We start from the raw sequence: 16,490 nt of genomic DNA, 5'->3' as shown, positions 1-16,490 counted from the left end.
CCTCCTCAGATCATTCCATAGGAGATGACTAAGGAATAAACACTATATGTAGGGTGTCACCACGCTAATTACCGGAGAGCCATTTTTTATTGGAGAAACAACAAGTGAAAACTGTTTTAGTAGTGGATGATAGTCCGGCTGAACTAAAGCTAATGTGTCTATATTTAAAAGAAGCGGGTTATCTTGTGGTCAGCACAGATGATGCCAAAGATGCGTTGAGCAAAGCTGAAACTCAAAAGCCTGATCTTGTCATTACCGATGTGGTCATGCCGGAAATGAGTGGGTTTGAGTTGTGCCGAAGTCTAAAGAAGAACGAAGCGACTCAGCAATTACCTGTGATTATCTGCACGACTAAGAATCAGGATTTAGATAAGCTCTGGGGTAGAAAGCAAGGGGCAGATGAATACATTACCAAGCCCTACACCCGTGAAGATTTTTTAAAAGCTGTTAAATCTGCTATCTAAGCAATGAGCTGAAAAACAGCTTTCTTTCAATTGGTGAGATTAGGATACCTGACACGATACCCTAACCCCCAGTTCTCTCTAGAGGCTGGGAGTTGGGGTTGCATGGCTAAGACTTTGCGGCCTCTTCCCTCATCATGCTAGACAGCGATGACTCAACTTTCTTCTTAGCAGTCCGACGCTTGCCCCCACCACTAGCCACAACAGGAGTCGGGTTTTGAGGAACACCCAGCTCATCATCCAGCGGGTCAGGGTCGAAGACAAGGACAGGGGATTCCTCAACTTCACTGATAGGCTCCTCCACTTCAGCCACAGATGCAAGCTCCTCCAGGTCTTCCGCAACATCAGGAGCCTGATCCTCAGCATCAACCTCAGAAGTATCCTCAACCGGGCTATCGGCCAGGAATGCCTGAGTCTGGACCTTGAACCAGTCGATAGCCTTATCGTGCAGTTCCCAGTGGGCATCAAGGCGATCCGTGAGCTGGGTCTTGATTAGCCCCTGTACGAACACCGTCTCTTGCTGACAACCTTTGCGGAAAACAGCTACAGTACGTCCTTTGACTTCCTCAAAGATGGGGCCATGCTTTTGTTCTACCTTGGACAATCCCCAAGAGATGAGGGCCGTCAGGTTTTTCCAGCCTTGGATTTCCTTGCGGATGACGAACAGGAAGGCTTTGTTTGCAGCTAGGCCCACTTGGGTAGCAGCAGTGTCGATGACTTCAGTGTGTTCGGCTTGCTTTACTTGAATGCTTGTAATCAATCTCATGAGTGTTGTCCTTTAAGAACGAATAGTGGATAGGCACGACTGGCATGTGCAACCAAGTCGGCCATATTGATATTGAGAAAACGGAAAGGGAGGTCTTTGCCTCTTGGGGAATATACCGCCAGCAAAAATCAGGCTCGATTTGGAGCCGTAGGCGGGTTGGATTTGGAGGAAAAACTTTGGGTGGGTCTGTCCCACTGCCTAGTGACTAGGGTAGTGTGAATGGCTTGGTACTACAATGATTGGGAGATTAGGGTTTCTGATCGGTGGGGGAGGGAGACTAACCTTTGCTGATGTTTAGTGTACTTTTCTCAATCAACTGTGTTGGAAGCGATTAATTTGATGACGACTGAGACAGAACACGAGATTGAGAACAGTATTTTTTCGTCTCCTGTACTGACAAAATGGGCATGTTTTGTCAACTGTGCTGAATTGGCAAATACCTAGCCCAGCAAGAAAACATGGACGAGTTTCTGTGCGAATTTGCACGGTATCACCCAATGAGCGCATCCCACGATCAGATATGCTTCTGGCTCCCCCGTAAAATAATAATCGAGATACACCTTGCATTTGTTCGCCACTTCAAAATACGAGAAACCCAATTTGTAATACAGTGGTGGCTCTTTTTCCAAATTCACAAAGCCCTCAATGGCAACATCTGATAGAACGAAGCGTTGGATCTCAATCTTCAAATTTCCTGGCCCAGATATTTCCAAAGTCTGAAACTCCAGGCCGATTTGAGTCTCAGACTTTAGACCCACTCGCCAACCCTCTATATCTTCACTCAGCATCCACAATCACCTCCATCATCCAAACTCTGGAAATTCCCTCACTCGCAAATCATCAGGCCACTCGTGAATGTCTCCACCCTTCGCAGAACGGAGTTTGGGAACACCCACGGGTTTGCTGCCGAGCTGCTTGATAAACACGGGTATATCTGCGGTCTTGCATTGGTCCCGAATTGAGCGAATCCAGTCCACATCGCAAGGCCGTGCGCCAGGGCCAGATTCACCCCCGGCAATAATCCAATTCGCGGGAGAATCACCAAGATCCAAGGGTTCAAGCAGGGGTTCGCAACTTAGAAAAATCCCACCAACTTTCTTCCGCAACTTTGCTAGCTTGGGAATGACGACATCATATTCATGCTGGGTGCAGATGCTATGGCCCAACCAGACGTTGGGTATTGCTTGTCTGAATTGGAAAAACTTAGCCGCAACATCTACCCGCTTGGTGAGTAGAAGCCAGGTTAGGTTGGGCGTTTTGTCGATGACAGTATCAAACAGATCCAATCGCCAATCGATCAGATCATCTCGGTCCTCAAACACATCGGCTAAAGACGCGCAGAACACAGTTTTAGTGACCCCGAACTTCGCAGCTTTGCGATTCCACTTATGGGGTTGCTTCCAATAGGTTTCTGAGGTGCGCGATCTGGTTCCGTTCTTACCCCACTTCACGCGATGATATCTTTTATCCATCAGGGTTTCGGCGTAGCAATTTGCACAGCCAGGACTGATGTGGGCGCAGCCGATCCAAGGGTTGAAAGTGTATCCAGGTTCCCATGTCCCATCTGGTTTTTGAGTTGCAGTCCACTCAATCTTGCTATTCTCCATTGGTTAACTCCATCAAAATTTTCAGTACATCAGGTCGGACATCCCGGAGTCCCTGGCTCCCGCGATAGGGAATAGGATCAGGCAGTACAACGATGTTTCCTAACTGCCATGCAAAGCGCCCAGGTTGCCAGCACCCCACGGCCAGCTCCAGTTCGGTTTGTCTGCTGATCAGCTTCGAGTCCATCTGGGGACAGTCCACCAGATCCGCAATTGCCACAATGCAACCGAGTGGGTAATCACATGGTTTGCGCGGCACCTTGCCACCCGTCAGATCATTAACTTGGCTCACTATGGCTTGCCCGTCTAAACCGATAGGTCGCTTGGCCGCATGAATCGCTAGCTTGCCTCGGTAGCGAGTGCCCCATGATCGGGTTTCATAGCGCTTGAGGTCCAGGGCAATGAAGGTTGCCCACGGTTGCCAGAGGGTGAGGATTTTCATGGCTATGCCTCCGCTCCCCAGTTCTCCCAGCCTGGACGAGGGCACCGAGAGAACAACTCAATCCGCTGACCACCGAGGGCATCACCTAGCCGATCTGCCATCTGGTAAAACTCTTCTGGCTTCTGAGAGTGCTGACCAAGGGGAGCCTGGAATGCAGTGGGAATATTGGTCAGTCCGAGAGCAGTAAAGGTTTTGGCCTTACCTTTGCGGCCTACCAAAATTTGTTCGGTGCAATTTCGCCCATAGTGTCCGATACCGTATCGGATCTTGGACCTGTCTCGTGTGACTTTGACCCACGTATGAAGTGCCTTGTACTCAAACCCCCATAACTCCATGACTTTGAAGGCCAAAGGTAGGTGGTTGTTTGTCGTCCACAACAACAGATAAGAATCTTGAGCCGCAATCGAACTCACAGGCATCGCCATGATTTCCTCATCGGTCATCGAGGGATAAGGGCACCGCCCCCGATGGGTTTTGTCAGATTCTCTGAGGTGATAGCTCCACGGTGGATCAGCCACGATCAGGGAATAGGTACCCACAGGAAGGGCTGGGGTATTCGGAACAAGGTTGAGCGTAATAGCAAGCTTCTGCTGACCACGCTTGTCAGTGGGGGCATACATGGTTTTGCTCCAAGGTATAGAGAGTTGTATTCAGTCAAATTATTCAAACTAGTGAGAGCTGCTTGACCTTCCCGGTCGCCTCTTGCCAGGTCTGCTCAAAGTAATTCGGTCGATGCACCTTATCTTGAATAAATCCAGGTGCAGCAACCCAGAACCCTTCACAGGTCAGGGACTCATTAGATTTTTTGTGATACTCATAAGCTCTGACGTAGGTCGGGTCTGATGCATCGCAAGCACAGCCGTGTTGCTTGGCAATCACACTGACTTGAGCATCAGCAGCACTGCGATGCATCGGCTCAGACACTCGCGTGACTCGCCTACTGATTTGCTTACCTTGATAAATGCGCTCGACCCGGTAAACCGCCCAGTCAATTGAGTCTAGGTGATTCACTGCCAGCTCCCTGACAGATTGGGGAGCAACCTCCCAGGCAGAACGACTGGCAAAAAGCTTCATTCTGGGGTTGAGGGCAAGCGCCGCAGCTTCCAAAACCAAGGCGTACAGGCCCGCATCCGGTTCAGCTTCCCAGCGCTGTCTCGCCTGTTCGGGCTTACAGAAGGGACAGAAAACACAGGCCGACTTGAGCCAATCTGCCCCGGTCTTTTCACGGATGTAGTCAATGCAGGTCTGTCTATCCCAGCCCCATTCTTGGAGCGGAAATCGATAATCAGACCCCATGCAGGGGTAATCAGCACACTTGGCTGAGCGCTTTTCTTCCCCTTTGCAATAACCCAGATATGGACCGATGGCCTCACCAGAGAGATGATCCGATATCCAGCTATCAATGACGACACCTTTAAACTTCATGGCACAGGTATGGGCACCACTCACAGGTTGGCTTGTGCCTGCAATTTTGAGAGAATGACCGAGAGTGTAATCGCCTTCGATATGGCAGATCTGGGGGTTTCGAGTATCACTCAAGACGGTGTATCCATCTTTTTTAGAGTGACCCGCCTTGGCGACCTGGACAAAGCGAATCTGATGTTGCCTGAGCAAGGGCAAGATGTGTGCTTCGACCAAGTGCTTAGTGGATTGATGTTCGTTACCCGTTTGGGCAGTTATCAATATCAAATCATCAAAACTAGCAAAAGGGCGGGTTTTGGGGCTGTAAATCCAGGAAAGCAAAATTGCGACGGAATCTACGCCCATGCCAAAGTTGAGTACGTGAATCATGGGTAGCTCCTCAAGGCATCATAGAGGAAGAAATAAAGAAACATGCCGAAGTAGAGGGATTGCCAGATGAGCCACCAGACAAGAGTGTAGCTATTCATAATTGCCTCCTAAGTTTTCAAATTCCAGCGAGATTCTGAAATGATTTGTGGTTTCAAAAATTTGAGGATGACAGGGAATCAAGGCAACGTTGCACAATCATCTGCATTACGGGTGGAGTAACGGCGTTGCCAAGCTGTTTAACCTTCTCTCGCTTATTGCCAATCACGACGTAATCTTGAGAAAAGGCCATCGCTGCCTGGATTTCATGAGGTTGCAACATGCGAAAATAGCAGTCTTCAACAGAGATAGAGCGATCCGGTTGCACCAGGGCATGGCGGTCGCCGGCAGTGATGGTGGGAATGGCTTTATCCACTCCACAGACTTGATCTGAGCCACTGTAATAGCTAGCTAGAAAAGGCTGAACTAAACCGTGATGCCCTCCCCCAGCGGTGACCGTACCTAGCGGCTCCTCCAGTGAGTGTGCTTGGTTGTGGTTTCGGAGTGTCACCATAAACGGCTGCACCAGCGAATTATGGTCAACCGTGGTGACTGTGGGCAGTGGCTCACTAATGCTAGCGGCCTGCGCCCCCGTGTAATTCCTGACAATGAACGGCATTGCCAAGGCCATTGTTTGGCGGGCAGTCTGGGTGGGAAGAATCCCCTCCACACTCCGAACCCGATTGCTCGTGTCTTTGCCGTAAGCCGTTTCTACCAGGACAGGATTGTTGAACTTCTCCAATCCCTTACGAATGCGGTCTAGAGTTGCTGGCCTCAGTGGTCTTTTGCGCTCACCCACCTTGATACTGGGATAGCTCCAGTCAATCGCGGTATAGGCTGGGGTATAGTAAGGCTCCACGATCTGAGCGCAACTGGGACAGCGATAAACATACTGATTGCGCTTGCCGTAACGCCCCCATTTTTTGAATGGGTTTTTCCAAGACTGGATGGCCTCGACCTCGCCACATTCGGAGCAATGGGCCAGGGGGGTAAAGCTGAGGTTGGGTTTAGGGTTGTTTTTCCTCCAGAAGACAATGTAAACACGGTCCCTGCTTTGAGGTGCTTCGGCAAACATGCTGTTGAAGAATACCGCCTTATGGTCATATCCCAAGGTGTGCATGGCATTAAGCCAGCTATCGAACAGGATCCAGTGACGCACCTCAACAACGTTCTCCACGATGATGAAGTTGTACCGATGGGCCTCTGAAAATCTGACGACATCCCATAAAATAGCCCTTGATCTTTCATCAGCCGGGTCGATGGTTTGGGGATTAAATAAGTCCATCTGGCCCAGGTTTTTGCGTCTTTTTCCTTTCGCAATCGTATGGTTTGTACACTCGGGCGAACTCAGCAAAATATCCGTACTGGGATAGCGACAAGGGTCGCAAGCGCTGATGTCCAGGCAATCATGGGCGGTATTGGGAAAGTTGGTATTGTGGGTTTCAACGGCCCTTTCCCAGTGGTTGATTGCCATCACGATTTCACAGCCCGCTTGAGCAGCACCACTGCTCGAACCACCACACCCAGCAAATTGGTCGGTGACTGTGATGTAAGATTTTTTCTTCATGTCTAATCTCCTTAAGTCGGTCCTGCGCTCTCCCCAAATGCCCCAGCAGGCAGGGTCCAGGTATTCGGGTCAACGAGGATTGGGGCTGTGTATTCATTGCTCAGGGCAAGTCGAAGCTGATCAGGATGCTGGTGGATGGCAGCGTAAGCCGTTCCCTTATCGGCCATGTCTGGGATGGAAAGCTTGTTGTCGATGGTGTGTTGAAACTCTTGCTCGTACTGGTGCAACCGCTTTGTGCGCTCTGGCGAGATGGCCGCATTAGAAGCCCACTGATTAGGTGAGCCGAAAATGCAGAACTGACAGCTCAGCCGACCCCAGCCGAGGTAGTAGGCAGGATGTGCCAGGACTCCCCAGCGCTGAATCATCTCCCAGACTTGCTCACTCGTATATGAGTGGACGGGTCGCCAGTGGTCAATATGTCGCCTGAGTTTGAGGCTATCCCGCCGATCAGTTCGGTGTGGCTCCAAGGTGAGATACTTTGCTCTAGCGGCACTCTCCTGTGCCCGCTCTCCGGTTACCACCAGAGTTCGAGCATGGTTGAACCGAGATTGATTGGCAATGGCGGTGCTGAGAACATCAATCTTCAGATAGGAAGAACACCACCGAGTTTTGAGGTCAGCGGTCTTTGCTGGGAACTTGCGCCGAGTTCCAGGCTTGCCTTGCCCCCCAGATATTTGCTCACCATTAGGAGTCTGGAAGTGTGTGGGTGCTTTGGGTTGGTCCTTGCGACACATCTCGCGTTCTAGCCCACCTTCTAGCCAGCTCATATACAGAGGAAGGTCGAAGGCTTGGGCAAATTTGCGGCAATAGCTCTCGGTGACAGGCCAGTCGAAAAGGTTGTGGCCCCTTGAATCAACCAAATGATGATGCAATTCAATCCTGTCTTTGGGGATACCCAACTCCAGTAGTCGCAACAGACAGCAGATAGAATCCTTGCCACCGGAGAAGGCGACCAGAATGCGATCATAGGTGGACAGATCAGGAAGCGTCGAGGCACCGGGCACTTGGAAGGGCAAGACCATTTGGGTGGCGCTCATGATCCTCACCCCCTAGCAACACAATCTGAGTCTGACAGCGGGGCGTAAATCCGTAATTTTGACAGAAGTGAAGTCTTTGCTCCACTTCCCTGATTTACTCTTGGCAATCATCAGAACGTGCTGCCTGGAAACGGTTGAGAACACCTTGAGACGGGTGCCATTTTGTCTCCTGAGAGTTCCGAGGAAGTACACGAGATGATTCTGAGGCGAGTAGACTAAATCGCGCATGAGAGTTTCCTCCAATATTTAGTTGGCTAATTGGGGTTGTGGCTCCCCTTAAACTTCGATATAGGTGACGGCAATCGCGCCTTCAATATCTGCATTGCATGTCTTAAAGCAGTAGCAATCACTATCGATTTCTAGGGGATATTCCATCCAAAATCCTTGATGAACTTGTTGAGCTTCAACAGGACAATCTGGATTATGTTCAGCGTTAACAGCCTGGATAAAAGCCACTGGATCGTGATGACCGATGGCATAGTAGCCAAACAGGTCACCGCTCCAATCACAACCCACTTCCCGCAGTTCTTGAATCTCGATCGAGGCTGTCAACGGTTTAAGGCACTGCATCATTTACCTCCTGTTTGAGTTATGCGATTTTTATAGAGCTTCGATAGTTGTTCAAAAGTTGATTCTTGGCCTGATATCGGCGTAGATATCCACGTCTTATGTCTTCACCAACACTGACCTCTCACACCTGAGCAAAACCTTCAGTTTCACCTTTGCCTCATCCCCTGCGTCCATCTCTCGAAGATTCTTTAGGTATTCTTGTGTCGGATATAGACCTCGTGACTGTCCACAGTCCTCGCAAAGCCAGCGACGATAGGGGTAGCCAGAGGATTTATGGATCAATACTTGGGATGCGATCGCAAACTTCAGTTGATGACAACTAAAGCAACGACGAACTAACGGCACCTCTAAGGGCCGCACAGATTTTTTGGAAAACATGATAAATTTTTCCTAGTAGTTTTAATTGGTTATTGGCTGAGGCGATTCTTCTAGTTGGGAATCGCCTTTTTCATTGATTCGATTGAGTCAAGACGGCCCTAACTACGGGGTTTCTGGTGCTTCCACTCCAGATAGGACTTGATGACATCGCAGTGGCAGGGCAAGGGAGCGCACCGTGATATGTTGTTCCTTGAGAAATGGAAATATGAATTACATAGTCCAAGGCGATTTTCAGGTATGGGAATCGCCTTTTTTCAAGGAATTTCTTGGTAGTCCTATGACTTGGGATGTTGGGAATGCTGTCAGAGTGGGAACCCTAAGCACATGTCTTATTCATTAGAATTCCAAAGGTAGCTTTCTGAGTTAGCTGCCTTTTTTGTTGCTCAAGCCAACCTCACACCAGGCAATCCAAGATTTCGTCAACTGGCAATCACTGACATCATCGGGCAGCTCTGCCCAGAACAACTCGAAGGCTTGCTGAGCTTGCCAGTAATAAGCGAAATACCCCTCGCGCACCGACCAGTTGCACAACAGCAAATTGCGGAGAAACAGGGCTTGGAAAGGATGAAGGCGACTAGGGTAAACCGGAAAGCCCTCATCCTCACAGAAGCCCTTGATATCCTCCCGGCAATACTCCGTCAGGGTCTTCAGTGCTTGCCAGTCAATGGTCAGGTTCATATACCAAACTTTTTCTGAGCAGATATGAACAAGGTACTGGCCGCACACTTAATCGTCTCTTCACTTACTTCATGCTTTCCTAGCTCTCTGGATGCTTCTTGGTAGCAGAAGGAATAGAGGGCTGCTCGGTGGGAAATGTAACTTGCGATCGCACTCTTGGCATCCTCCCCTATCTCCCCAGTATCCAGGGGTGGTGCCTCGACCACCAGGGGCTGACCTGGAACCGGGGCTTGCTCCACTAGGCTGTATTTGCCTTTGCTATCCTTAGCGACCTGGACAGGTTGGCCTTTGCGGAGAGCTTTGAGCACTGCATCATCGGGATTACCCCAAATCTTTATATCTTCTCCATCAGGGAGTGTGATTTTTGCATTGAGTCTTGGACCATGCTGGGTATCCCATTCTTTAGCGGGAAATTTGACCTTAGCAGTTAGTATTTGTGTCATTGTTCTACTCCTTTGGTCAGCGAAGATAGCACAGGGGGCAGAGTAATTTCTTGGGGCTGAGTTGGAAGGCTAAGCGATACTGCCAGCAGCTCTGCAACACTCCGAACCAGGGCAACCTTGCCAGCCTGGGAGAGGTCTTGGATCAGTTCGATGCAGCGATTAAAGGTATTGCAACCGCAGCCATAACCTACCTGCACAACGACAGGTGCATAGCCTTCATTGAGGGCAATGATACTGAGGGATGCTAGGGCATCTTGGGTAAGGGCGGGGAGAAGATTTGAGAGTTTTTCGAGGGTGGGATGATCAGCGGGGTTTCTGCTGTAGCTGGTGACATTGGTTTGGGCTTTGAGAGTGGGAAGGGGAAAGTTTATGGTCATTTTTTTCTCCAGTAGATACGCGAAACCCCCAGCAGATAGGCCAGGGGAGTTCAATAGGTGTGAAGTCTTTTTCTAGGTGGAAGATAGGGAAAAGTTTCGATGTAGTTTGTATCGTGGATGCGATTGTCAACGAGCAGCAAGTGGTCGCATCCACAAGAACCAGGGATAGCCTTATTCTCTGGGCAATCTCCAACTCTCTGCACTTTGGAATGCAACCCCAGCGGTATGGGCCGCTTGCTCGTCTTCCTGGCGATCACCAATGAATAGTATTTCAGACACACTAGGATGGTCTAAAAGCGCTTGCTGAATCATCCCGTCTCCAGGTTTTTGCATTCTGCCTTTGAACCTCAGTACCTCTATTTGGGAGCTGCTCTGCCGTTCCACATGCCAGCATTGATTGCCCTCTAAATCAGGACAAAAATAGGCTGACTGTATCCCGAGGAGTAGATGTAAACAATATTTCATCTCTAAGATCACTTCCTCAATCGTTTTATGCCCTGCTGATACACCTCCCTGATTTGAGGCGATGACAAGCATATGACCTTGTAAGGTGTGCCATCTCACGGCATCCAAAACACCAGGAAGTAATATTTGGTCCTCTGGTTTTTGCACAAACTTCTTGCCGCTTTTGGGGGTAGTGAGAGTGCCATCCTTATCTAGAATGATGAGTTTCATTATTTCAGATAAGACATTCAATGTCTTATCTGATTTTTAGACCTATTGCTTACACCAATAGACTAACTTCAAATCCATAGCGGCAACATACTCCCTGATGACCGACCCAAGGCTTTCCTGGGTTTGGGCCTGCTGAAAGTCAATGAGCTGGAACGTGCGGCCATTCCAGACTTCGATTTTGGCAATGTGGATTTTCATGGGATTGCCTCCGATGATTCAGAAGAAAGCCCCCTAGCAGTGAACCAGGGGGCAAATGAGTGTGAGGGGAACAAGAAGGATAAGAAAGAAAAGAGAAGGTTTTGGGGGAGGGGGTGCTGTTAATTGGGTTGCAAGGCTTGGAGATATCCCGCCAATATTTCAGAAGAAAAACCCCGGACAGTAGATGCCGGGGTGCTTTGGAGATAATGAAATGAAGGAATGGGAATTACCTTAACACTGCAGGAATGATGATGGCAATTACAGCCGTTGCAATCAATCCAAAAGCCAGATTAATCAGCAGCTTCGAGGCTTCCCAGTAGGTATCAGTTCGTTCATTGGCAGCACGAACATCGGTATCCAGCTTTTCTACTTTGGTATCAATCTGCTGAATCTTCTCTAGAACAGTCTCTAGAGTGCTTTCTATTCGGTCATCTCTGTCAGGTGATGCTGCTGTCATATCGTTTTCCTTCGTTAATATCATTGTATCAATCAGAGAAGAAGGGCACCCCAGCCAAGAGCCAGGGCGCAGAAGGGACGGGATACTAGTACTCGCTGGAGTGCATCAGAGTCAGAACCCTGGTGGTAACCTTTGGATTACCAGGGGCATCCGAGCCGTATTCTAAGCTTTTGTCGTAATAATCAATTTTCCAGAGATATTGCTCACCCTGGAACTCGATCCGCCCGTAATCGTGTTCTTGCCACGGGTCATTATCTTCCGTGAAATCATCGAACACACGGACCAGTCGAAAGAGTTCTTGCTGAGCTTCTGACGAAAGACCTTTAACAAGCTGAGTGGTGTAGACCTGGCCTAGGGTATGGTCACCTTGACGAAAGCGGTCATTGAGCTGGGCAATGGTGGGGGCTTGGGTTACTTCTGTAGTGGTCATAAGATTGTCCTCTGAAATTCCTGAAACGGTCGAAGGGGCAGAGGTGCCCCAGATGGATGGGTTAGAATTCGTCTTCAGCGAGTAACTGCTGAGTCGTAAATATAGGCTGGACACTGATCAGCCGCCCTGAAGGATAGTTTTCTACTACCCAGCGTTCGCATTGTTGGCGACTGGTCACATGAGCCTGACTGGGAAGCTCAATGCTTAGGTCAAGTTCTTCACCGTCTTCTTCCACACCAGGGTAGAAGTCAATGGTGATATCGAATTTAACCGTTGATGGATAGAGAGCAGCATATCGTTGCTCTGGGGTCAGAAGTGCTACAGTCATGTCGTGAACCTCGTAGAGGGTTTACATGGAGAGCCGCTGGGTCTCCTGCTAGAAAGTCAGCGGCTCTTTTAATAAAAATTTTGTATCTATCCTTTGATTGCTTCTTCTAGCTTCTTTACCCAGTCTGGAAGACCTTGTGCTCTGCCTAGAAGATCATGTCTCTGGACTATTTCGGTGGAAGCCTTTCGTTGGGCGCTTTCCTTTCCTTGTATACTACTTATAATAATACTATTAACAGTATTATACAACCCTTTGTTGTATGACTATTAGTAATATTCAGGGGAGAATCGATCAGTACGGCTTATCACTCTTCGCTGTACTTCTATCTGTTGTGTTACTACTAGTAGTAGTTTTTGGTAATGGCTGTGATTTTTAAACTGAAAGAAGTCAGAGAGAATAGAGGGTTTTCCCAAAACCAGCTAGCAAGAGCAACTGGCATGTCTCCTCAAAATATTCAAAAAATTGAGCAGGGAAAAGCTAAGGGTATTCAGTTCGATACTCTTGAAAAAATCTGTGACGCTCTTAACTGCGGGATTACAGAGTTGCTCGTGAGAATTAAGCCTGAAGTATAGCCAATCTCTCCTCAGCCCCAGCAAATAACCAGGGCTGAAAGATATGGACTATCGGGCTACCGCAATCTCTCGCCAGGTAGCTTGAGGTAGGCTCAGAACCTGAGAACCCATCGTCTCTAGCTCCGTTGCCCGGTCGTAGCTCTCAACATCTTGGGAAGTCCGGGTGACAGCGTTCATCATTCCGTAAGCGGTCAAATCGCCACCCTGGATCAGGTGGGTTAGTATGCCTGACTTCTCTTCCTGATTGACGTTGAGCTTATCGCCCAATACCTCCACAGCAGTGACCGGGTTACCCTCGATCTTGCGTTCTGTGGCATCGCGCATCCGATCAACTATCTGGGTGAACTTGGCAACATCAGCAGCCCCTCGCACCATGTCACGGATTTTGAGCAATAGCGCTCTGTCATCTGCTTGCATCGTCTCATCGCTGAATAGTTCCATCGCGGCATCACTTTCACCGACTTGGCGACCCACATGATATTTCTTAAAGCTGTGGTCTTGAGAAATCATGCCGTTGAGGCAAATTAACCGAAATACAAGGGGTTCAACCCGTATCGAGCCAAGACCAATCTCAGAATTACTGATGACCACCCCAGCTTGAACAGCGTCACCTTTTTTCACGTCAAGCTGAACTCTTTCATTGATTGCCTTGATATACAGTCTTGAGTCAGTCAGGCCAACGCTAACGATTTTCAAGCCGTCACCAAACTCATTCAGGACGGGCAAGACCGTTTCAGCAATCTCAAAGTTGTCCACTCTGCGATAGCGGTCTGAGAGGAAAGCACGAGCAGAACCGTCAAGGGTGCGAATCATGCGCCGCTCATGGTTAGTGTTGAACCAATGATTGACGTTCTCAGCTAGAAGTTGGGGGGCTGTAGATTGCATACGGCGATAGTATTTGAGGGGAATGCTGAGGCGTTGGGAAATCTGGCCGTGGGTGTGTTCAGTAGTGGTGAAAGTTTCCTCGACTTCTTCTGACTCAACTGTGATTGAACCATCAGGGTTCATCTCAAGAGTGCGTGTATCAGCAACAAAATCACGCTTGGCCTCAGCCTGGTCTTGAACAGCTTGGGCCATTTCAACGAGCGTAAGTCCTTGTTTCATGGTTAAAATCTCCATAGGTGTAAAAGCCAGCGGAAGAGGAACGGGTGTCAATCGAATCTCTTCCGCTTTGTCTTTGGACTAGTTTTTGAACTTTTAATTTATCCACCGAGGGCATTCAGACCTTGATCCAGCGTTACCTCGGTTTCGTGACTGCGGTATTCAGCAGGGTAACCTAGCACTTCGTAGAACTCACTTATTTGGTTGTGGGGAAGCCTTCCGTTGGGCGCTTGCCTTTTCTATCTGTTAATATAGTAACTGTATAAAGTTACTTTTACAACCCTTATAAAGTAACTTAATGTTTCTTTTGAGATTACCTGAACTCCCTTATATACTTATAAAAAATCCAATAGTTCTAGGAAAAGGCACAATGGAGGTGATAAGCAGTGACATTTACAATGCGTCCAGAGATACTAACTAGCCGATTGCAGGAACTAGGTTGGTCAAGTTATCGCCTAGCTCAAGAAGTTGCCAGGGTTAGAGAGGAGCTTTACAACGAGAGTTTCCCTAACCCCAGAACACTTATATCAACACTGGAAAGGGCTCTCGAAGATCCTGATAAATCAAGCCATAAAACCATTGAATGCATAGTCAAAGCCATGAACGGAACATTGGTTTTTCGTTGGGCTAAGACTGATATTGTGGTGACTGGTTATGAAGAGGTGTCATGAGCCAGTTAAGACTAAGCCCATAGTCGATACAGATAAGCTCGTAAGTCCGTTCTCATACCCCCAAACAACCGCAACCACCCCAGCCCAATCCTCGGCATCCTCTTAGGAGCCTCTAGTGTTTGCCTCTGGCACTTCACCAGGCCCGCAGATCCCTCGGTGGAGATTCGGGTGGTGTGAGGGGTATTGTTCGTATCAAACTTGCGATCTCAGTTTGGTCTTAGGAAAGGTGCAATATCGACAGCTTTTTGTACTGATATACTGCGAACGACAGACCAATCAACTGCTTGAAGGTTGCTCTAAAGATTACAAGGCAACAAACAGAACATATCTCAAACAGTTAACCGTCTTGTGCTCATCTACTGTAAGTTTGCAGATTATGCCCATACCTCCCTCTACGATTAATCACATTATTAATGCTTACTTCTCAGCATTCTCAGCCATGAATGCAGCCCAATGGTCTGAACTATTTACCCCTGATGCCCAAGTCTATGATCCGGTCGGTAATCCGCCTAGCAATCCTCAAACTGACTCAAAACCATTCTTTGACATACTCCAGAAAAAGAATGAGTCTCTAGTCGTCAAGCCAGAATCAGTTTTCATTGTGGGGAATGAAGCCGCTGTGAAATGGAGCTTGCAGGCTACTAACAAAAGTCATAAAGAAGCCAGTGCAGAGGGAATCAGCATTTTTGAAGTTAGTGAATCTGGCAAAATCCAAAAGGTTTGTGCCTACTGGGATGACAAAGCATTCTTAGCGCAGTTGCAGACGTGAGATGCTAGGGATTGTAGCAGGATCGTGATGACTATTATTAGCAGACAACTGGATGTAGACCAGTCTTGAGAAAGCACCCCCATCCACCAAGACCAGGACACTCAGACAGTTCTAGGAGCGATCCCAGGGAGAGAGCTTGCACTAGTAACCTCATGAGTAGAAATTCCAGCTCAGAATCACTATCAATGACATTTTTCTCAGCTTTCTCAGAGAACTCTGCGGAATATCTCAGCAAGGTTCTGTGATTGACACAGATAAGCATCATTAGTTTCTCAGGCATACCCTGTAGCTTAGGGGTATTGAGATGGAGAACAATCTAATGAAACGCGCCAAAGCCTTTGCCCAAAAACTCACCGGGTTCGCGGCACTAGCTATCGGCTTCAGTTCCACCGCTGTGATCGCAGCTCCGACACAACGCCAAATCATTACTCAAGGCCCTTATGGTGCAAGTAAACTGGTCAAAGTCGCTATGGCTTCCCAACCCAAAGTCGCTCGCCAGCTTTCTCCCTTCAACTTGGCGTACATGGCTTACCAAGGCTGGTTTACCAATGAAGGAGTACCTTCAGCTAGTCAACTGATTCAAGATTATCGAAGCGGGCACATCTCTGCTACAGAAGTTGCCCAAGCTGCTGTTCAAACCAACCGTTTGTCTGCGGATACCCTCAATGATAATAGCTATTTAGCAAGTCTAGATACACAACTGAAAGCTCTAAGTCAGCCAGACTAAGTAGAGAAAGAGAGTTGATTGAAAAACTACAGAATTAACAGACATATCTCCCATTGGATTCATGCCTAGATATCAATCTCAGGATATAAAGGGAGCGACTAGTTTAGTCGCTCCCTTTATATCCTTTCTAAATCATTGCATCACAAAGCATGAGGCTTATAGAATTTAGTTCACTAAACGAATTTATAGAAGCATTTTTTGATTATTTCTAGATACAACTATTTAATGCTGACAAAGTGTTTCTTTAGATATTCTTTGCGGGAAAAATCATAAGATGGCACAAATCTAGTTGTAGTTATTTTATGAAACTGTTGCAATCGGAAGCATCAAAATTTCTTAAATGGCTATATCAGCTACTCTATCGACATGTGATTATTATCCTTGTTACCTTGTTTTGTCTGGGGCTAAGTAT

General features: G+C 48.1%; 23 protein-coding genes. 4 read left to right on the top strand and 19 right to left on the bottom strand.

Features of this window, described 5'->3' with window-relative positions:
- The first annotated feature begins 104 nt into the window (after positions 1 to 104).
- Positions 105 to 464 (top strand): response regulator, encoded by a 360-nt coding sequence (locus I1H34_RS29095; protein ID WP_212666931.1) that lies wholly within the window; start codon positions 105 to 107, stop codon positions 462 to 464.
- 106 nt (positions 465 to 570) lie between these two features.
- Here the strand turns inward: I1H34_RS29095 and I1H34_RS29090 are convergent, their stop codons facing one another.
- The 18 genes from I1H34_RS29090 to I1H34_RS29005 form a co-directional block, all read right to left on the bottom strand.
- Positions 571 to 1,227, bottom strand: a complete 657-nt coding sequence (locus I1H34_RS29090; protein WP_212666829.1) for a hypothetical protein — start codon at positions 1,225 to 1,227, stop codon at positions 571 to 573.
- Between the two features lie 440 nt (positions 1,228 to 1,667).
- Complete coding sequence (locus tag I1H34_RS29085) at positions 1,668 to 2,015, bottom strand: hypothetical protein (RefSeq protein WP_212666828.1); 348 nt, start codon at positions 2,013 to 2,015, stop codon at positions 1,668 to 1,670.
- A 15-nt stretch (positions 2,016 to 2,030) separates the two neighbouring features.
- Entirely contained in the window at positions 2,031 to 2,834 is an 804-nt protein-coding gene (locus I1H34_RS29080) for a DUF5131 family protein (protein WP_212666827.1), read from the bottom strand.
- Entirely contained in the window at positions 2,824 to 3,273 is a 450-nt protein-coding gene (locus I1H34_RS29075; RefSeq protein ID WP_212666826.1) for an ASCH domain-containing protein, read from the bottom strand. The genes I1H34_RS29080 and I1H34_RS29075 overlap by 11 nt, the downstream gene beginning before the upstream one ends.
- A gap of 2 nt (positions 3,274 to 3,275) precedes the next feature.
- On the bottom strand, positions 3,276 to 3,893 hold the full coding sequence (locus I1H34_RS29070; RefSeq protein ID WP_212666825.1) for an MT-A70 family methyltransferase: 618 nt from the start codon (positions 3,891 to 3,893) through the stop codon (positions 3,276 to 3,278).
- A 43-nt stretch (positions 3,894 to 3,936) separates the two neighbouring features.
- Positions 3,937 to 5,064, bottom strand: coding sequence for a hypothetical protein (locus I1H34_RS29065; protein WP_212666824.1), 1,128 nt, complete (start codon positions 5,062 to 5,064; stop codon positions 3,937 to 3,939).
- A 151-nt stretch (positions 5,065 to 5,215) separates the two neighbouring features.
- Positions 5,216 to 6,667, bottom strand: a complete 1,452-nt coding sequence (locus I1H34_RS29060) for a DNA cytosine methyltransferase (protein ID WP_212666823.1) — start codon at positions 6,665 to 6,667, stop codon at positions 5,216 to 5,218.
- Positions 6,668 to 6,678: 11 nt separating this feature from the next.
- On the bottom strand, positions 6,679 to 7,704 hold the full coding sequence (locus tag I1H34_RS29055) for a phosphoadenosine phosphosulfate reductase domain-containing protein (RefSeq protein ID WP_212666822.1): 1,026 nt from the start codon (positions 7,702 to 7,704) through the stop codon (positions 6,679 to 6,681).
- A 276-nt stretch (positions 7,705 to 7,980) separates the two neighbouring features.
- Entirely contained in the window at positions 7,981 to 8,277 is a 297-nt protein-coding gene (locus I1H34_RS29050) for a hypothetical protein (RefSeq protein ID WP_235112217.1), read from the bottom strand.
- Positions 8,278 to 8,370: 93 nt separating this feature from the next.
- Positions 8,371 to 8,652, bottom strand: a complete 282-nt coding sequence (locus I1H34_RS29045) for a hypothetical protein (protein ID WP_212666821.1) — start codon at positions 8,650 to 8,652, stop codon at positions 8,371 to 8,373.
- Between the two features lie 363 nt (positions 8,653 to 9,015).
- Entirely contained in the window at positions 9,016 to 9,330 is a 315-nt protein-coding gene (locus I1H34_RS29040) for a hypothetical protein (RefSeq protein WP_212666820.1), read from the bottom strand.
- On the bottom strand, positions 9,327 to 9,773 hold the full coding sequence (locus tag I1H34_RS29035; RefSeq protein WP_212666819.1) for a hypothetical protein: 447 nt from the start codon (positions 9,771 to 9,773) through the stop codon (positions 9,327 to 9,329). The genes I1H34_RS29040 and I1H34_RS29035 overlap by 4 nt, the downstream gene beginning before the upstream one ends.
- Positions 9,770 to 10,150, bottom strand: coding sequence for a hypothetical protein (locus I1H34_RS29030; RefSeq protein ID WP_212666818.1), 381 nt, complete (start codon positions 10,148 to 10,150; stop codon positions 9,770 to 9,772). The genes I1H34_RS29035 and I1H34_RS29030 overlap by 4 nt, the downstream gene beginning before the upstream one ends.
- A gap of 171 nt (positions 10,151 to 10,321) precedes the next feature.
- On the bottom strand, positions 10,322 to 10,825 hold the full coding sequence (locus I1H34_RS29025) for an HAD-IIIA family hydrolase (RefSeq protein WP_249370280.1): 504 nt from the start codon (positions 10,823 to 10,825) through the stop codon (positions 10,322 to 10,324).
- Positions 10,826 to 10,867: 42 nt separating this feature from the next.
- Positions 10,868 to 11,023, bottom strand: a complete 156-nt coding sequence (locus tag I1H34_RS29020; protein ID WP_212666816.1) for a hypothetical protein — start codon at positions 11,021 to 11,023, stop codon at positions 10,868 to 10,870.
- Between the two features lie 226 nt (positions 11,024 to 11,249).
- Complete coding sequence (locus I1H34_RS29015; RefSeq protein ID WP_212666815.1) at positions 11,250 to 11,480, bottom strand: ssr2422 family thylakoid membrane protein; 231 nt, start codon at positions 11,478 to 11,480, stop codon at positions 11,250 to 11,252.
- An 85-nt stretch (positions 11,481 to 11,565) separates the two neighbouring features.
- Positions 11,566 to 11,910: a DUF3768 domain-containing protein gene (locus tag I1H34_RS29010; RefSeq protein ID WP_212666814.1), complete on the bottom strand. Its 345-nt coding sequence runs from the start codon at positions 11,908 to 11,910 to the stop codon at positions 11,566 to 11,568.
- 61 nt (positions 11,911 to 11,971) lie between these two features.
- Positions 11,972 to 12,238, bottom strand: a complete 267-nt coding sequence (locus I1H34_RS29005) for a hypothetical protein (protein ID WP_212666813.1) — start codon at positions 12,236 to 12,238, stop codon at positions 11,972 to 11,974.
- A gap of 359 nt (positions 12,239 to 12,597) precedes the next feature.
- Between I1H34_RS29005 and I1H34_RS29000 the strand changes: the two genes are divergently transcribed.
- A complete protein-coding gene (locus I1H34_RS29000; RefSeq protein WP_212666812.1) occupies positions 12,598 to 12,810 on the top strand; it encodes a helix-turn-helix domain-containing protein in 213 nt (70 codons plus the stop codon).
- 48 nt (positions 12,811 to 12,858) lie between these two features.
- On the opposite strand, the gene I1H34_RS28995 is transcribed toward I1H34_RS29000, so the two are convergent.
- Positions 12,859 to 13,914, bottom strand: coding sequence for a DUF932 domain-containing protein (locus I1H34_RS28995; protein WP_212666811.1), 1,056 nt, complete (start codon positions 13,912 to 13,914; stop codon positions 12,859 to 12,861).
- 1,044 nt (positions 13,915 to 14,958) lie between these two features.
- Here I1H34_RS28995 and I1H34_RS28990 point away from each other — a divergent pair.
- Positions 14,959 to 15,351 (top strand): nuclear transport factor 2 family protein, encoded by a 393-nt coding sequence (locus I1H34_RS28990; protein WP_212666810.1) that lies wholly within the window; start codon positions 14,959 to 14,961, stop codon positions 15,349 to 15,351.
- Between the two features lie 319 nt (positions 15,352 to 15,670).
- Complete coding sequence (locus tag I1H34_RS28985) at positions 15,671 to 16,078, top strand: hypothetical protein (protein ID WP_212666809.1); 408 nt, start codon at positions 15,671 to 15,673, stop codon at positions 16,076 to 16,078.
- Positions 16,079 to 16,490: the final 412 nt, after the last annotated feature.

This window comes from Acaryochloris marina S15 (assembly GCF_018336915.1).
GTDB classification, from domain to species: Bacteria; Cyanobacteriota; Cyanobacteriia; order Thermosynechococcales; family Thermosynechococcaceae; genus Acaryochloris; species Acaryochloris marina_A.
This window is presented reverse-complemented; position numbering and strand designations above follow the sequence as displayed.

Coding starts and splice junctions, on each gene's coding strand:
- I1H34_RS28985 (WP_212666809.1), top strand. CDS start 15,671: ATGAAACGCGCCAAAGCCTTTGCCCAAAAACTCACCGGGTTCGCGGCA.
- I1H34_RS28990 (WP_212666810.1), top strand. CDS start 14,959: ATGCCCATACCTCCCTCTACGATTAATCACATTATTAATGCTTACTTC.
- I1H34_RS29045 (WP_212666821.1), bottom strand. CDS start 8,652: ATGTTTTCCAAAAAATCTGTGCGGCCCTTAGAGGTGCCGTTAGTTCGT.
- I1H34_RS29015 (WP_212666815.1), bottom strand. CDS start 11,480: ATGACAGCAGCATCACCTGACAGAGATGACCGAATAGAAAGCACTCTA.
- I1H34_RS29055 (WP_212666822.1), bottom strand. CDS start 7,704: ATGAGCGCCACCCAAATGGTCTTGCCCTTCCAAGTGCCCGGTGCCTCG.
- I1H34_RS29080 (WP_212666827.1), bottom strand. CDS start 2,834: ATGGAGAATAGCAAGATTGAGTGGACTGCAACTCAAAAACCAGATGGG.
- I1H34_RS29030 (WP_212666818.1), bottom strand. CDS start 10,150: ATGACCATAAACTTTCCCCTTCCCACTCTCAAAGCCCAAACCAATGTC.
- I1H34_RS28995 (WP_212666811.1), bottom strand. CDS start 13,914: ATGAAACAAGGACTTACGCTCGTTGAAATGGCCCAAGCTGTTCAAGAC.
- I1H34_RS29005 (WP_212666813.1), bottom strand. CDS start 12,238: ATGACTGTAGCACTTCTGACCCCAGAGCAACGATATGCTGCTCTCTAT.
- I1H34_RS29070 (WP_212666825.1), bottom strand. CDS start 3,893: ATGTATGCCCCCACTGACAAGCGTGGTCAGCAGAAGCTTGCTATTACG.
- I1H34_RS29025 (WP_249370280.1), bottom strand. CDS start 10,825: ATGAAACTCATCATTCTAGATAAGGATGGCACTCTCACTACCCCCAAA.
- I1H34_RS29065 (WP_212666824.1), bottom strand. CDS start 5,064: ATGATTCACGTACTCAACTTTGGCATGGGCGTAGATTCCGTCGCAATT.
- I1H34_RS29000 (WP_212666812.1), top strand. CDS start 12,598: ATGGCTGTGATTTTTAAACTGAAAGAAGTCAGAGAGAATAGAGGGTTT.
- I1H34_RS29020 (WP_212666816.1), bottom strand. CDS start 11,023: ATGAAAATCCACATTGCCAAAATCGAAGTCTGGAATGGCCGCACGTTC.
- I1H34_RS29040 (WP_212666820.1), bottom strand. CDS start 9,330: ATGAACCTGACCATTGACTGGCAAGCACTGAAGACCCTGACGGAGTAT.
- I1H34_RS29050 (WP_235112217.1), bottom strand. CDS start 8,277: ATGATGCAGTGCCTTAAACCGTTGACAGCCTCGATCGAGATTCAAGAA.
- I1H34_RS29090 (WP_212666829.1), bottom strand. CDS start 1,227: ATGAGATTGATTACAAGCATTCAAGTAAAGCAAGCCGAACACACTGAA.
- I1H34_RS29060 (WP_212666823.1), bottom strand. CDS start 6,667: ATGAAGAAAAAATCTTACATCACAGTCACCGACCAATTTGCTGGGTGT.
- I1H34_RS29085 (WP_212666828.1), bottom strand. CDS start 2,015: ATGCTGAGTGAAGATATAGAGGGTTGGCGAGTGGGTCTAAAGTCTGAG.
- I1H34_RS29075 (WP_212666826.1), bottom strand. CDS start 3,273: ATGAAAATCCTCACCCTCTGGCAACCGTGGGCAACCTTCATTGCCCTG.
- I1H34_RS29035 (WP_212666819.1), bottom strand. CDS start 9,773: ATGACACAAATACTAACTGCTAAGGTCAAATTTCCCGCTAAAGAATGG.
- I1H34_RS29010 (WP_212666814.1), bottom strand. CDS start 11,910: ATGACCACTACAGAAGTAACCCAAGCCCCCACCATTGCCCAGCTCAAT.